This window comes from Labrys sp. WJW (assembly GCF_001676615.1).
Lineage (GTDB): Bacteria > Pseudomonadota > Alphaproteobacteria > Rhizobiales > Labraceae > Labrys > Labrys sedimenti.
Genome location: NZ_LYXZ01000018.1, coordinates 139,943 through 154,241 on the forward strand (window position 1 = coordinate 139,943; position 14,299 = coordinate 154,241).

Here is a 14,299-nt window from a genome sequence, read left to right on the forward strand (position 1 = left end):
AGGCAGCAGCCTATTGTCTCAACGCGCCGTCTCAAACGGGGTTCTTGCATGAGTATCGCCTTCACGTTTCCCGGCCAGGGAAGCCAAAGCGTGGGTATGGGCAAGGCGCTTGCCGATGCCTTTCCCGTGGCCCGCGCCGTCTTCGACGAGATCGATGCTGCGCTTGGCCAGAAGCTGACGGCCGTGATCTGGGAGGGCCCGGAGAACGACCTCACGCTCACGGAGAACGCCCAGCCGGCGCTGATGGCCGTCTCCCTGGCAGCCTTCCGCGTGCTGCAGGACGAGGCTGGCCTCGATCTCAAGAAACATGCCAGCTTCGTCGCCGGCCATTCGCTCGGCGAATATTCGGCCCTGGCCGCTTCCGGCGCGTTGACGATTGCCGACACGGCTCGCCTGCTGCGCATCCGCGGCCGGGCCATGCAGGCGGCGACGCCGGTGGGCACCGGCGCTATGGCGGCGCTTCTTGGCCTCGATTACCAGCAGGCGGTGGCCGTGGCCGCCGAGGCTGCGCAGGGCGAGGTTTGCCAGGCCGCCAACGACAATGCCCCGGGGCAGGTCGTCATTTCCGGCACCAAGGCGGCTGTCGAACGGGCGGTGGAGATTGCCAAGGGCAAGGGAGCCAAGCGCGCCATCCTCCTGCCGGTTTCCGCTCCCTTCCATTGCGCCCTGATGCAACCGGCTGCCGAGGCCATGGCCGAGGCGCTCGAGAAAGTCGCCATCGCGGCGCCGGTCGTGCCTCTGGTTGCCAATGTCCTTGCCCAGCCGATCTCGGATCCTTCCGAGATCCGCCGCCGCCTCGTCGAGCAGGTGACGGGAACCGTTCGCTGGCGTGAAAGCGTCGAATATCTTGCCGGGGCCGGTGTCACCAAGCTGGTGGAAGTCGGCTCCGGAAAGGTTCTGAGCGGGCTGGTCAGGCGCATAGCCTCCGGCGTAGAAGCGGTAAGCATTGGCACACCGGACGACGTAGCGGCATTCGCGCCAACCCTGCGATGAAAGGACCCACGGCCACCCGCCCGACAGCGGATGGTCATTTCGGGTGAGGATAAACAATAAAGGGTGCGCCCGCAGCGGCCGGCAGCACTCGATTGGGGATGACGATGTTCGACCTTACTGGCAAGATAGCCCTGGTGACCGGAGCCACGGGTGGAATTGGAGCGGCCATCGCCGCATCGCTGCATCGCCAGGGCGCCACGGTGGCGCTCTCCGGTACCCGCAAGGCGGTGTTGGAGGAACTGGCGGCCAAGCTCGGTGACCGTGCCCATGTCTTTGCCTGCGACCTGACCGACAAGGAGCAGCTCGGCGCACTGGTCCCGAGTGTCGAGGCGGCTCTCGGCCAACTGGACATCCTGGTCAACAATGCCGGCTTCACCCGCGACAATCTGATGCTGCGCATGAAGGACGAGGACTGGGACAGCGTCATCGCCGTCAACCTCTCGGCTGCCTTCCATCTGTCGCGTGCCGCCGTGAAGGGGATGCTGAAGCGCCGGACCGGCCGCATCATCAATATCGCCTCCCTGTCCGGCGTCATCGGCAATCCCGGCCAGACCAACTATGCCGCCTCCAAAGCCGGCCTTGTCGGCATGTCCAAGTCGCTGGCGCACGAGGTCGCGAGCCGCGGAATCACCGTCAATTGCATCGCGCCGGGCTTCATTGAAACGGCGATGACGGACGCCCTCAACGAGAAGCAAATGGAACCGATCCTTGCCGCGATCCCCGTGCATCGGCTCGGCCATGTCGACGAGATTGCGGCGGCAGCCGTTTACCTTGCCTCTTCGGAGGCTGCCTATACCACCGGGCAAACTTTGAATATTAACGGCGGAATGGCAATGATTTGAACGAGTTATGCGTCAATTCCACAGTGATTTCCACTGACGGGATGCCCGCTGGCAATGGCATTTGAAGTGTGTTAATCACCGCCGAGGGACATTCCGGTGGCCCCTACGAATGTGATTGTCCGGGATAACTGGAGGTCAATCGAAGGATTGGCCCCGGCTCAAGGAACTATCCAAACACCGACCGCCTTACCGGCGGCGGAATAAAGTGCCGGCAGGCAGTCTTGGTTTATCAAAGGAACGAAAAATGAGCGATATCGCAGACCGCGTGAAGAAGATCGTGGTTGAACACCTCGGCGTCGATCCGGACAAGGTCACCGAGAATGCGAGCTTCATCGACGATCTGGGCGCTGACTCGCTCGACACGGTTGAGCTGGTCATGGCTTTCGAGGAAGAGTTCAACTGCGAAATCCCCGACGACGCCGCAGAGACGATTCTGACCGTCGGCGATGCCGTCAAGTTCCTGACCAAGGCTACGGCCTGAGACGATCGGGGAGCGAAAGCTCCCCGATATCCATCCATCGACCGGCCGGGGGACGAGATTGCATCATTGCCGGGAACCCTGGAGTGACAGCAGGCATAGCGGCTGCCAGTTCAGCGTAAAGGCAATGCGTTCGAGGCATTGGAAGGGCAGCTCCCACGGCGCCTGCATTTCAATGCCCGCCTTGCGCCAGGCAATTTTGCGATCAAACGGGTTTGAGTAGCCGGGGAGGGCGATTCCCCGGCCTTTGGAGGTTCTATGAGGCGCGTTGTCGTAACTGGTCTCGGCATGGTCAACCCGATGGGTGGCGATGTCGAAACATCGTGGTCCAATCTCCTTGCGAGCAAGAGCGGCATCGTCAAGATCGACCGTTTCGAGACAGAGGATCTCAAGGCGCGGATTGCCGGCCTCATTCCGCATGGCGATGGCAGCAACGGCACCTATAATCCTGATCAGTGGATGGAGCCCAAGGAGCAGCGCAAGGTTGACGACTTCATCGTCTTCGCCATGGCCGCGGCTACCCAGGCGCTCGACGATGCCGGCTGGCATCCCGCCTCGCAGAAGGACCAGGAAGAAACCGGCGTCCTGATCGGTTCGGGCATCGGCGGCCTGCAGGGCATCGAGGATGCCGCGATCACGCTTCGCGATCGCGGTCCCGGCCGCATCTCGCCCTTCTTCATTCCCGGTCGCCTGATCAACCTGGCCGGCGGCCAGGTCTCGATCCGCCACGGCCTGAAAGGGCCGAACCACGCGGTGGTCACGGCCTGCTCGACCGGTGCGCATGCCATTGGCGATGCCGCCCGCCTGATTGCGCTCGGCGATGCCGAGGTGATGGTGGCCGGCGGTACCGAATCCCCGGTCTGCCGTCTCGCCCTTGCGGGTTTTGCCGCCTGCCGCGCGTTGTCGACCGGCTTCAACGACGAGCCCACCCGCGCCTCGCGTCCCTATGACCGTGATCGCGACGGTTTCGTCATGGGCGAGGGCGCCGGCTGCGTGGTGCTCGAAGAATATGGTCACGCCAAGGCGCGTGGCGCCAAGATCTATGCCGAAGTCATCGGCTATGGCCTTTCGGGGGATGCCTATCACATCACAGCGCCATCCGAGGACGGCGATGGCGCCTTCCGCAGCATGCAGATGGCGGTGAAGCGGGCAGGCATCTCCGTCGGCGAGATCGACTATATCAACGCCCACGGCACCTCGACCATGGCGGATACGATCGAACTCGGCGCCGTCCAGCGCCTGCTCGGCAATGCGTCCGCGACGGCCTCGATGTCGTCGACCAAATCGGCGACCGGCCATCTGCTCGGCGCTGCCGGTGCGATCGAAGCGATCTTCTCGATCCTCGCCCTTCGCGACCAGATCGTGCCGCCCACCATCAATCTGGAGAATCCCGAAGTGGAGACACCGATCGATCTGGTGCCGTTGCAGGCGCGCAAGCGCGAGGTGAATGTGGTGCTCTCCAATTCCTTTGGCTTCGGCGGCACCAACGCGTCCTTGATCCTGCGCAAGGCCGACTGATCCTCCGCCCGAGCAAGGCGCGTTCAGGCATGAACGCGCCTTGCTCGGGTTCCTTGTTTCCGAGCCCATCCAACGGGATTGGCTCGAGCGTCCTTGCGGTTCCTGGTGCTTCCAAGAAATCGCAAGACGCCTAGCCCATGGCAGGCATGGGGAACCGGCCGGCATTTCTGCCATATTCGCAGGGCATGTCCGCTGGGATAGAGGTGTACGGCCTCCGGTTTCGGCAATCGGAGGTCGCCTTATTGTTCGTATTTTGATGCATTTTCGCCGAAACACATTGGTATTTGTGCGGCAAAGCGCGTTTTGGCAAAGGCAGTCTTTTGCTCTAACTCTCTGTTTCGACGCGTTTTTGTGATTCTTGGCGATTCTGTGGGAACACAGGGCGCCTCAGGCATGGCACAATAGATCCGCCAGTTGCCAGGTTCTGCGGCCAGTGGCCGAGGCGGGCAAATATGTAGGCGTACGAGGTTTCTATGGTCGATGATCGGGATGATTCGGGACTAGCGAACGAACGCTCGCGCTCCTTTGGGAAAGGTGCTGCCGGCTCGCGCGGATCCCGCAACATGATCCAGCCCGATGCCGTCGCCAAGCCGCCGACACGTTCGAGCACGGTGCGAAATCCCTTCGTGGTTGCAGGCAATGCTGTCTTCGTCCTGTTGATGCTGATCGCCATCGGTGGCTATTTCGGTCTGCGCCAGTTCACCTCGCCCGGGCCGCTCTCGGAAGCCAAGACGGTCTATGTGCCCAAGGGCAGTGGCCGCGACGAGATTGCCGATTCCCTCGAGCGCCAGGGCGTCATCGACAGTGCCACCATCTTCACCACCGGTGCATTGATACTTGGACATAGCAATCTCAAGGCCGGCGAATACGCCTTCAAGCCCGGCGCCTCGATGTATGACGTCATGAACATCCTGGTGGACGGCAAGGTGATCCAGCATTCGATCACCATACCCGAAGGCCTCACCAGCCAGATGATCATCGACCGGCTGAACCAGGACGACCTGCTCACGGGCGATGCCCCGCCGGTGCCGCCGGAAGGTGCACTGCTGCCCGATACCTACAAATATGAGCGCGGCACCACCCGGTCGGCCATGGTACGCAAGATGCAGGAAGAGCAGAAGGCGCTGGTCGACCAGATCTGGAAGCAGCGCGCCGCCAATCTGCCGCTGAAGAGCCCGGCGGAAATGGTGACGCTCGCCTCGATCGTCGAGAAGGAGACGGGCCAGGCGGATGAGCGCCCCCATGTCGCCAGCGTCTTTATCAACAGGCTGCAGAAGAACATGCGCCTGCAGTCCGATCCGACCGTGATCTACGGCATGGTCGGCGGCAAGGGTAAGCTCGACAGGGCGCTGACCAGCGCCGATCTTTCGCAGCCGACGCGCTTCAACACCTACACCATCACCGGCCTGCCGCCGTCTCCCATTGCCAATCCCGGCAAGGCCGCCATGCAGGCCGTGGCGACACCCTTGGCGACCAAGGATCTCTATTTCGTCGCCGATGGCACGGGCGGGCACGCCTTTGCCCCGACTCTGGACGAGCACAACAAGAATGTCGCCAAATGGCGGCAGTTCCAGCAGCAGGGCGGCAATGCCCCCGTTGCGCCGTCCCAGCCGACACCTGCGCCGGCACCGGACAATGCCACCGCGGCGCCGGCGCCGGTCGAGGCCCCGGCAGCCAAGCCTCCGGCTAAGCCCTGCAAGAAGGGCAGCAAGGCCTGCAAGCAGCAGACGGAGGCCGAGGCTCCGGCTGCCCCCACGCCGCCGGCACCAACACCGCCACCCGCAGCTGTTCAGTCGCCCTCAGCCGATATCCCGCTGCCCGCTCCCTCGGTGCCCCCGGCTGCAGAGGCGCCGCCGGCGCCCAATGCTGACCCGGCCCAGGCTGGCAAGCCCAAGAAGGGCGGCTTCGACGATCCTGTCGCCAATACCAACCATGACCCGCTGCTCGACAAGACCTTCGATCTGAACTCGCCGCAGTCGGTGCAATAGGCTGGCTGCGTGCGAGCCGCTTGAGCGCGGGGCCGCGGGGCTCTATCTTCTGTCAGGCTTATTCGACGCGCCCGCGGCGCATCGGGAGCGAGCGCTCAGTTCCGGTTGCCGGTGAAATCCATCCGGTCGGATGCTGAAATCACCGTATGGAACGTTGGAAGATGTCCGTTGTCAGTATGACCGGCTTTGCCCGGGTGGAAGGACAGACCGGCGCGAACCGCTGGGCCTGGGAAATCAAGACCGTCAATGGCAAGAGCCTCGACGTCCGCTTCCGGTTGCCGCCTGGATTCGATGCGCTGGAGGCATCGGCGCGCTCCGCCTTGGGCGCCGCTTTTGCCCGTGGCTCGTGCCAGATCGGCCTGTCGCTGAAGCGCGACGCCGTGGCGCCGGTGGTGCGTATCAACCAGGCGGTGCTCGACGCCATCGTCTCGGCGATGGCCGAGGCCTCGCACAAGGTGGATGCTGCGGCTCCACGCCTTGATGGCCTTTTTGCCATCAAGGGGGTGCTCGAGGTCGAGGAGCAGGAGGAAGACGAGGCCGGACGCGCCATGCTGCAGGAGGTCCTGCTGGAGGGGTTCGCCAGGGCTGTAGCCCAATGCGCCGAGATGAGGCGGCGGGAAGGCCAGGCGCTCGCACGCGTCCTGTTCGGCCGTATCGACGAGATCGAAGCCCTCACCCGCGAGGCGGACACCAATCCGGCACGCCAGCCCGCAGCGGTGCGGGAGCGGCTTGCTGCCCAGATAGCTGCGCTGCTCGACGCCTCGTCGTCGCTCGATCCCGACAGGCTGCATCAGGAGGCGATCCTGATGGCAGCCAAGGCCGACATACGCGAGGAACTCGATCGGCTGCATGCACATGTTGCCGCTGCGCGCGATCTTTTGGCCAAGGGCGGCCCTGTGGGACGCCGCCTCGACTTCCTCGCGCAGGAGTTCAACCGGGAAGTCAACACCCTTTGCTCCAAGGCGAATGATGTCAGCTTGACCGCGACCGGCCTTTCTCTCAAAGCAGTGGTCGAGCAATTCCGCGAACAGGTTCAGAATATCGAATGAGTAGCACTGCGTCCGTTCCCCAGCGCCGGGGCCTCCTGCTGATCGTTTCCTCGCCTTCCGGTGCCGGCAAGACCACGCTGACGCGCCTTCTTCTGGCCGAGGACAAATCGATGCATCTGTCGATCTCGGTCACCACCCGCCCGCGCCGGGGCAGCGAGATTGACGGCGTTCATTACCGTTTCATCGATGCCGGCACCTTCGAGACCATGCGTGAGAGGGGCGAATTGCTGGAATCGGCCAAGGTGCATGGCAATTACTACGGCACGCCGTCCGGCCCGGTGGAAGAGGCCCTGGCCGCCGGGCGAGATGTCCTGTTCGACATCGACTGGCAGGGCACCATGCAGATCTACAACAAGATGAGGCCGGATATCGTCTCCGTCTTCGTCCTGCCGCCGTCCGTGGCCGAGCTCAAGGCACGGCTGGAGCGGCGAGCCGAGGATAGCGCCGACATCATCCTGCAGCGCCTGCAGAATGCCCGCGTCGAGATCAGTCACTGGACGAAATATGACTATGTGCTGGTCAACACCGACCTGCAGACCACCTATGCCAAGCTCAAGGAAATCCTCGACGTCGAACGCATGAAGCGTCAGGACAAATCGCAGGTCGGCCAGCTGGTTGATACCCTGAAGGCCGATCTCGACGCCCTCACGCGCGGCCGCTGACGCTATTTCAAGGCATTCGCCAGCGCGACGAAGGCGGCGATCGGGACCTCCTCGGCGCGCATCTCCGGGCGCAGGCCCGCATCGGCCAGTGCGGCCGCCAAGTCGCCGCCAAGCCCTTTGAGGCTCTGGCGCAGCATCTTGCGCCGCTGGCCGAAGGCCGCCTGCGTGATCCGCTCCAGGGCCGCCGGTGTACAGGGCAGCGGCGTCGGGCGCGGGCGCAGATGCACTACCGAGGAGGTGACCTTGGGCGCCGGGACGAAGGCACTCGGCGGCACGTCGAAGACGATCTCGGCTTCCGTCCGCCATCCGGCGAGGACCCCGAGGCGGCCATAGGCCTCGTCCGCTTCGGTAGCCACGATGCGCTCGGCAACCTCCTTCTGGAACATCAGCGTCATCGACTGGAACCAGGGCGGCCAGGGCTCGGTCTTCAGCCAGCCGATCAGCAGCGGGGTCGCCACGTTGTAGGGCAGGTTGGCGGCGATGCGCACCGGCCCCTCCAGCCCCGCGATCAGGCCCGGCCAATTGGCTTCGAGGGCGTCGCCCGCATGCACCGTCAGCCGGCCGGGATAGTGGGCCGCGATTTCGGCAAGGGCGGCCAGGCAGCGTTCGTCGCGCTCCACGGCGACCACGTGCCGAGCTCCGCAGGCCAGGAGCGCCCGGGTGAGGCCGCCGGGCCCCGGGCCGACTTCCACCACGTTCACGCCCTCCAGCGAGCCGCCCGCCCGCGCGATCTTGGCGGTGAGGTTGAGGTCGAGCAGGAAGTTCTGGCCTAGCGATTTCTTGGCCATCAGCTCGTGCTGGCGAATAACATCGCGCAGCGGAGGAAGGGTATCGATCTGTGCCATGATCAGCGGGACATTCTATCGGCCAGCGCCAGGCTGGCGAGGAAACTGGAAGGATTGGCCTTGCCGGTACCGGCGAGATCGAAGGCCGTGCCGTGATCGGGCGAGGTACGCACGAAGGGCAGGCCGAGGGTCACGTTGACGGCTTCGTCGAAGGCCAGGGCCTTGGCTGGCGCCAGGGCCTGGTCGTGATACATGCACAGGGCTGCATCATAGGTCTGGCGCGCCCGGGCATGAAACATCGTATCGGCGGGCAGGGGACCCCGGGCATCGATGCCGGTAGCCCTGAGCCTGGCGATGGCGGGCGCGACGACGGCGTTGTCCTCGCCGCCCAATGTGCCGTTCTCGCCGGCATGCGGATTGAGGCCGGCAACCGCGAGCCGCGGTGCAGCGATGTCGAAGCGGTCCTTGAGGTCCCCCGCGGTGATCAGGCCAGTCTCGTAGATCAGCTCTTCGCTGAGGGCTGTGGGCACCTCGGCCAAAGGAATGTGAATGGTGACCGGCACCACGGCCACCATTTCGGACCAGATCATCATCACCGGCCTGCCGTCATGGCCCCAATGGCGGCGCGCCAATTCGCCTAGGAATTCGGTATGGCCGGGGTGGCCGAAGCCGGCACGGTAGAGCACTTCCTTCATGATCGGTGGCGTGACCACCGCCCGGGCCTGCCCGCGGTGAACAGACAGCACGGCGCGTTCGATCGACTCGATGACCGCGGCGGCACCGGCGACATCAGGCTTGCCGGGCTGGTCAGGGGTGGGATTGGCCAGGGGAACGACAGGAAGGCCATGTGCGAAGGCTGCGATTGGGCCGGTTTCGTCGGTCTCGACGATGGCCAGATCGAGGCCGATGCGCCGGGCGCGATCCGACAACAGGCCGGGATCGCCATAGACGAAGAAAGGCGCGGCTTCGCGGCGGGCTGAGGCTGCCATCACGATCAGCTCAGGCCCGATGCCCGCCGGTTCCCCCATGGTCAAGGCGATCGGCAGAAGGGGCTGTTCGGTCGGCATGATCGGGTCAGATGAGCTCGCTTGCAGGAACGGGCCAGCCCCCAGGCGGGGCAGGCCGGCTCGCTTCGTCTCAGAAGGTCTTCAGATTGCCGTAGCGGTCGGTGTAGCTGCTCGGCTTGGTGACATTGAGATTGTCGAAGTCGTTGTTCCAGATCTTGTCGGTGAATTCCTTCGGGCTGCCGCTGACACCAAGGCCACGCAGCTGCAGCTGGAACTGCACCGTGGTGTCGTATTTCAACGACGTGGTGTCATAGGAGCGCGAGACGCTCATGCCGAGCGCGATGCAGGCGTCGACATAGGTCAACCCGGCATAGCTCGACGAGAATTTCTTGGTCCTCATGTCGTAGAGAGCGCCGGCGCTGGCAATCCAGTTCTCGCTCAGCTTGAAGGCGGCCTTGCCATTGATGCCTTCGCGATCGTCGAGCCCCAGCAGCGGCTGGGCATCGTAGCGCGCATAGATGATGTCGGCCTTCAGGCGCCCGATCGTGCCGAGGGCGCCGACCTCGAACTGCCGCATGTCCCAGTTCTTCTGGTCGAAGCGGGCGCCCGACAGAATCGCGAAATTGTTCACCGGCTGCAGATAAACACGCGCGACATAGTCGGAAATGTTGCGATCCAGGCCCGATTGCAGGCCCGTATTGGCCATGTCGCCCCTGGTGAAGGAATTGGTGCCACCGAAGGAGTAGGACTGGCCGAACATGGCGTTGTAGTAGCCGCCGCCATTGGTGGTCAGCGAATATTGCAGGCCGGCATTGACGCGAGAACCATCCTCGGCTCGATCATAGCCGGAATACTTATCCCAATCGAACAGGTTGGTGTCGTCGAAGATCAGGCTCTGGGCGTCTTCGTTCGGGAAGACGCCGCTCTGCATCGCCTTGGGGCGCAGGATGACCTGGGCGATCGGTTCGATGATCTGCGTGCCCCAATCGGATTGAGAGATGAAGGGGTAGCGATAGTCGAGGCCGATGGCCGGGACCAGGCGCGCCGCAGTGTCGTTCTTCTTGTTGCTGACGAACTGGTCGGCAGGGTTGCCGTCGAGCTGGGTGAAGCCAAGATCGCCGCGAACATAGGCGAAGGGCGTCCACTGCTGCCCATAGGTATCGGTGAAGGTCTTCTTCCAATAGGCGTTGATCGAGGCGCGCGTATAGGTACCGTCGATGCCGCGCTGCAGGCAGTTCGTCCGCGTCTTCGGCGTGAGATTGTCGCAGTTGTAGCCCAGGATGTTGTCGAAGGCGGCCTGCTGGCGGGTCAGGCTGGTCAGATTGAGGTTCCAGCCGAGTTCGCCGCCGAAGACCGGGCGGTCGACGATGTAGTCATAGTCGAGCACCGGCGCGACGACGGGCAGCTGCTTCTGCACGTCGGCCGTGGTCAGGCCCTGGAAATAATAGGCGCGCAGATCGAACCAGGATTTGGTGCCGACGCCCGTCAGATAGACGGTGGAGGTTGCCTCCGTCTTGCCCCTGAGATTGTCGAGGCGGTAGTCGCGCCAGTAATATTTGTCGCTCAGCAGCGAGCCGTCCCAGCCGAAACGCCATTTGTCGTTCAGCCAGAATTCGCCTTTCGACGAAATCGAGCCGCGCCAGTTCGGCCTGCCGATATCCTCATTGGCGAACTTGTCGGGGTCGCTGATGAAGGCGCCCGACGCCATCACCGAATAGGCACCATTGAGTGTACGATGGCGCCATTCGATCTGGCCCGTCGGACCCTGGCTGCTGGCATAGCCGGGGGTCAGGGTCAGATCGTAATTGGGAGCGAGGTCGATGAAATAGGGCAGCTCGAGGCCGTAGCCGATCCGCGAGGAGTGGAAATAGCGCGGCGTGATGAAGCCGCTCTTGCGGGTGACGGACGGGTCGGGGGTCGACATATAGGGCAGATAGGCGATCGGCAGGCCGAAGAACTCGAAGCGAGCATCTTCGAAATAGATCATCTTTTCCTGCTGGTTGTGGATGACCTTGACAGCCTTGATCTGCCACAGAGGCGGCTTCTGCGGATTGTCGGCACAGGGCGAGCAGGCCGAATAGACGCCGTTCTGGAACACGGTGACATTGCCGCCGGTGCGCTCGGCGCGGTTGGAGGCGATATAGAGCTCGTCGGCCGTCACCATCTTCAGCGAATTGACGAAACCGTCCCTGAAATCGTCGGTCAGGTCGAAATTATTGGCATAGGTCTTGGTGCCGTCGGCTTCGGTGATGACGACATTGCCGTTCGCCCGCACGCGCTTGGCCTTGCGGTCATAGACCACGCGGTCAGCCTGCAGGGCGCGGCCGTTGTAATAGATCTGCACCGTGCCGATAGCGGTTACGACCTCGTTGTCCTGGTCATACTGCATCTCCCTGGCCTTGAGGACCATGTTGGAGCTGCCCTGACCTCCGGCACCATCGGAACGCGCACCCAAGGGCCCGAGCAGATTTTCCTGGGCATGGGCTTTCGACGGCAACAACGCAAACGACAGCGCTGCAACCGCGACGGTGGTGCACAGCATGGTCGTAAGGAAGTGGCGAGCTGATACGCGCATCAGCCATCCTCCTGGTTAAGCAACACGGTAAATCCGATCAGGGCCGCAATGGCAGCCGGAGTCCAAGCGGCGACGGCCGGCGCAACCAGCCCCGCAATGCCCAGATCCTTGGCCATTTTGGTTACGACATACAGCAAGAAACCCGCCCCGATTCCACTCAAGATCATCACACCAATACCGCCAAGGCGTGCAAACCGCAGCGATACCGTCGCGGCGATCAGCACCATCGCCACGAGCAGCAGGGGACGAGCTAGAAGCGTCTGATATTGCAACCGGTAGTCATTTGCATCAAGTCCCGCGGCGCCTTGTTGTGCGATTGATGACGGGAGTCTCCAGAAAGACACGCTGTCCGCGGACACCGCAAATTTCTGATCAACCTGGGACTTGGTCAAATTGCTAGGAAAATCAATGCTTTCCGAGGTTTTGACCGGTTGGTTGGGGATGAATTCCTGGACGTTGGATAGATGCCAGACGCCCTTGTCAAGTTTTGCGGTATCGGCTTCCAGGCGCCTGACAAAACGGCCGTCGGCGTCGAGCGCATAGATGGTAACGCCCGTCAGCGCGCCGTCGTCGCTATTCTCCGCCGAAGTATGAATGACGGCCTGGCCGTCGCGGATCCAGCGGCTCTTGTCGTCGTCGCGGATCTGGCGGGCGCCGAAGACGCGCGTGTCGAGCAGGTCGCTCCTGGTCTTCAGCGCAGCCGAGAGCGGGTTGAAGGCAATTGCCGCGAGAATGCCGAGGAGGATGGCGCAGATGATCGGTGGGGCCAGGAATTGCCAGACCGACAGGCCGGCGGCACGCATCACCACCAGTTCGAGCCGCAGGCTGAGATTGACGAAACAGATGATGGCCCCGAACAGGAAAACGAAGGGCAGGGTCTGCTCGATGATGGACGGCGTTCGCAGCAGGGAGAGGGCGGCGATCGAGCCCACGGAAACCCGCGGCAGGTCGCTGGCACGCCGGCTGGTCTCGGCAAAATCCAGCAGGAAGATCATGACGAACAGGAAGGCAAGCACGCCGAAAATGGCGATCAGGAAGCGCTTGCTGAGATAGCGGCCGAGAGTGGAGGTCAGGATCATGCGCGCGCCGTCCTGTTGGCGAGGCGCGAAGTCAGCTCATTGTACCAATTCGTCAATCCGCGCGGCAGCGACAGGCGCAGATGGCCGGTGATGACGGCAAGGCAGACCAGCGAGGTCAGGATCGGCACGCCGAATGCAATATAGACGCCGCCGGCCGAATGCACGCTCAGGCTCTGCGTGGCGATGAAGCCGAGAATGCGCACCACCAACACACTCAGAATGGCAAAGCCGATCGCGCTGGCCCGACCCTGGCGGGTGGTGCGCGCCTGGCCGAGGAAGGCGAGGGCGACCAGCATGAAGGCGATCGGATAGAGGGGCGCCGTGAACCGGTCCACCAGTTCGCCGCGAATGCGGCCGCGTTCGGCCTGTCCCTTCATCTCCGAGGGCTGGGTGTTCCACAGTTCGCTGGTGTAACGGTCGCGCGGCTTATAGTTGATGGCGTCGTTGTCGTCGCGGGCGAGCTGCGAGAGGTCGAACTGATACTGCTCGAAGGTGACGATCGAGGCGTCGGAGGAAGCGCCGCCTTCCTGCTGCTGCAGCGAGCCGTTGTTGAGGACCAGCACCAGCCCCGTCGGCGTATCGACGATCTTGCCGGTTCCGGCGATATAGGTCTTGGTCTTGCCCTTGTCGCGGGCGTCCTGCACGAAAATGCCGAGCAGCGTACCGTCGGGCTGGCGCTCGCGGATATGGAAGGTGAAGCCGCGCAGGGCGGTGAACTGGCCTTCCTTGAGGAAGTGCTGCACCACGTCGGCTGCCGCCGCGACGCGCCAGGCGGTCAGTTCATGCTGGCTGGCGGGCTGGATATAGAGGGTGACGGCGGCAATTCCCGCAGCGACCAGACCGGTAATGCCGGCAAAGGGCGTGATCAGCCGGGAGGGGGAATAGCCCGCAGCATTGAGGACGACGAGTTCAGAGCCGGCATTGAGCCGCTGCAGAAGCCACACGGCCGCCAGGAAGACCGCCAGCGGTGCGACCACCACCACCAGCGCCGGCAAGGCAAGCGAGCTGATGGCCAGGAAGACCAGCACGGACTGGCCTTGTGCCGTCATGACGTTGAATTCGCGCAGGGCCCCGACCATCCAGGCCAGAAGCGTCAGCACGACGAGGCAGACCAGGAAGGCAAAGCCAAACTGTCTGGCAATATATCGGCTGACGAGGTTCATTGCCTTTTCGGGTCTCCTACCCGTTGCTTGTAGCCTCGTGCTAGGCAGGAGGCGAGACGTTTGTATGGCAGGACCGAGGCTGCGAGCGGATTGTTGTAGACATGGTTACGGATTGACATGCAAAAGTCCCAACAAGCCGTCAATCGCGCGGCAGCTTCCT

At 63.3% G+C, this 14,299-nt stretch carries 12 protein-coding genes; 7 read left to right on the top strand and 5 right to left on the bottom strand.

Annotated elements, in window-relative coordinates; translation table 11 throughout:
• Nucleotides 1-48 precede the first annotated feature (48 nt).
• The 7 genes from fabD (at nucleotide 49) to gmk (ending at nucleotide 7,530) form a co-directional block, all read left to right on the top strand.
• Nucleotides 49-993: an ACP S-malonyltransferase gene (gene fabD, locus BA190_RS12635; protein WP_068287209.1), complete on the top strand. Its 945-nt coding sequence runs from the start codon at nucleotides 49-51 to the stop codon at nucleotides 991-993.
• 104 nt (nucleotides 994-1,097) lie between these two features.
• Nucleotides 1,098-1,835, top strand: a complete 738-nt coding sequence (gene fabG, locus BA190_RS12640) for a 3-oxoacyl-[acyl-carrier-protein] reductase (RefSeq protein ID WP_068287706.1) — start codon at nucleotides 1,098-1,100, stop codon at nucleotides 1,833-1,835.
• A gap of 244 nt (nucleotides 1,836-2,079) precedes the next feature.
• A complete protein-coding gene (locus BA190_RS12645; RefSeq protein ID WP_068287214.1) occupies nucleotides 2,080-2,316 on the top strand; it encodes an acyl carrier protein in 237 nt (78 codons plus the stop codon).
• A gap of 255 nt (nucleotides 2,317-2,571) precedes the next feature.
• On the top strand, nucleotides 2,572-3,831 hold the full coding sequence (gene fabF / locus BA190_RS12650; protein ID WP_068287217.1) for a beta-ketoacyl-ACP synthase II: 1,260 nt from the start codon (nucleotides 2,572-2,574) through the stop codon (nucleotides 3,829-3,831).
• 563 nt (nucleotides 3,832-4,394) lie between these two features.
• A complete protein-coding gene (gene mltG / locus BA190_RS12655; RefSeq protein ID WP_068287220.1) occupies nucleotides 4,395-5,819 on the top strand; it encodes an endolytic transglycosylase MltG in 1,425 nt (474 codons plus the stop codon).
• Nucleotides 5,820-5,980: 161 nt separating this feature from the next.
• Nucleotides 5,981-6,868 carry a YicC/YloC family endoribonuclease gene (locus BA190_RS12660; RefSeq protein ID WP_068287717.1) on the top strand — a complete coding sequence of 296 codons (888 nt, stop codon included), beginning with the start codon at nucleotides 5,981-5,983 and terminating at the stop codon, nucleotides 6,866-6,868.
• Complete coding sequence (gene gmk / locus BA190_RS12665) at nucleotides 6,865-7,530, top strand: guanylate kinase (protein WP_068287223.1); 666 nt, start codon at nucleotides 6,865-6,867, stop codon at nucleotides 7,528-7,530. Before BA190_RS12660 ends, gmk begins: the two co-directional genes overlap by 4 nt.
• 2 nt (nucleotides 7,531-7,532) lie before the next feature.
• On the opposite strand, the gene rsmA is transcribed toward gmk, so the two are convergent.
• The 5 genes from rsmA to lptF all read right to left on the bottom strand — a co-directional run bounded on the left by rsmA (nucleotide 7,533) and on the right by lptF (nucleotide 14,139).
• Nucleotides 7,533-8,375, bottom strand: coding sequence for a 16S rRNA (adenine(1518)-N(6)/adenine(1519)-N(6))-dimethyltransferase RsmA (gene rsmA, locus BA190_RS12670; RefSeq protein WP_068287225.1), 843 nt, complete (start codon nucleotides 8,373-8,375; stop codon nucleotides 7,533-7,535).
• Between the two features lie 2 nt (nucleotides 8,376-8,377).
• A complete protein-coding gene (gene pdxA / locus BA190_RS12675; RefSeq protein ID WP_068287229.1) occupies nucleotides 8,378-9,382 on the bottom strand; it encodes a 4-hydroxythreonine-4-phosphate dehydrogenase PdxA in 1,005 nt (334 codons plus the stop codon).
• Between the two features lie 70 nt (nucleotides 9,383-9,452).
• The gene (locus BA190_RS12680) at nucleotides 9,453-11,897 is read right to left on the bottom strand and encodes an LPS-assembly protein LptD (protein WP_068287232.1); all 2,445 of its coding nucleotides are present in this window, start codon (nucleotides 11,895-11,897) and stop codon (nucleotides 9,453-9,455) included.
• Nucleotides 11,897-12,976 carry an LPS export ABC transporter permease LptG gene (gene lptG / locus BA190_RS12685; protein WP_068287235.1) on the bottom strand — a complete coding sequence of 360 codons (1,080 nt, stop codon included), beginning with the start codon at nucleotides 12,974-12,976 and terminating at the stop codon, nucleotides 11,897-11,899. Before lptG ends, BA190_RS12680 begins: the two co-directional genes overlap by 1 nt.
• Nucleotides 12,973-14,139: an LPS export ABC transporter permease LptF gene (gene lptF / locus BA190_RS12690; RefSeq protein WP_068287238.1), complete on the bottom strand. Its 1,167-nt coding sequence runs from the start codon at nucleotides 14,137-14,139 to the stop codon at nucleotides 12,973-12,975. The genes lptG and lptF overlap by 4 nt, the downstream gene beginning before the upstream one ends.
• Nucleotides 14,140-14,299: the final 160 nt, after the last annotated feature.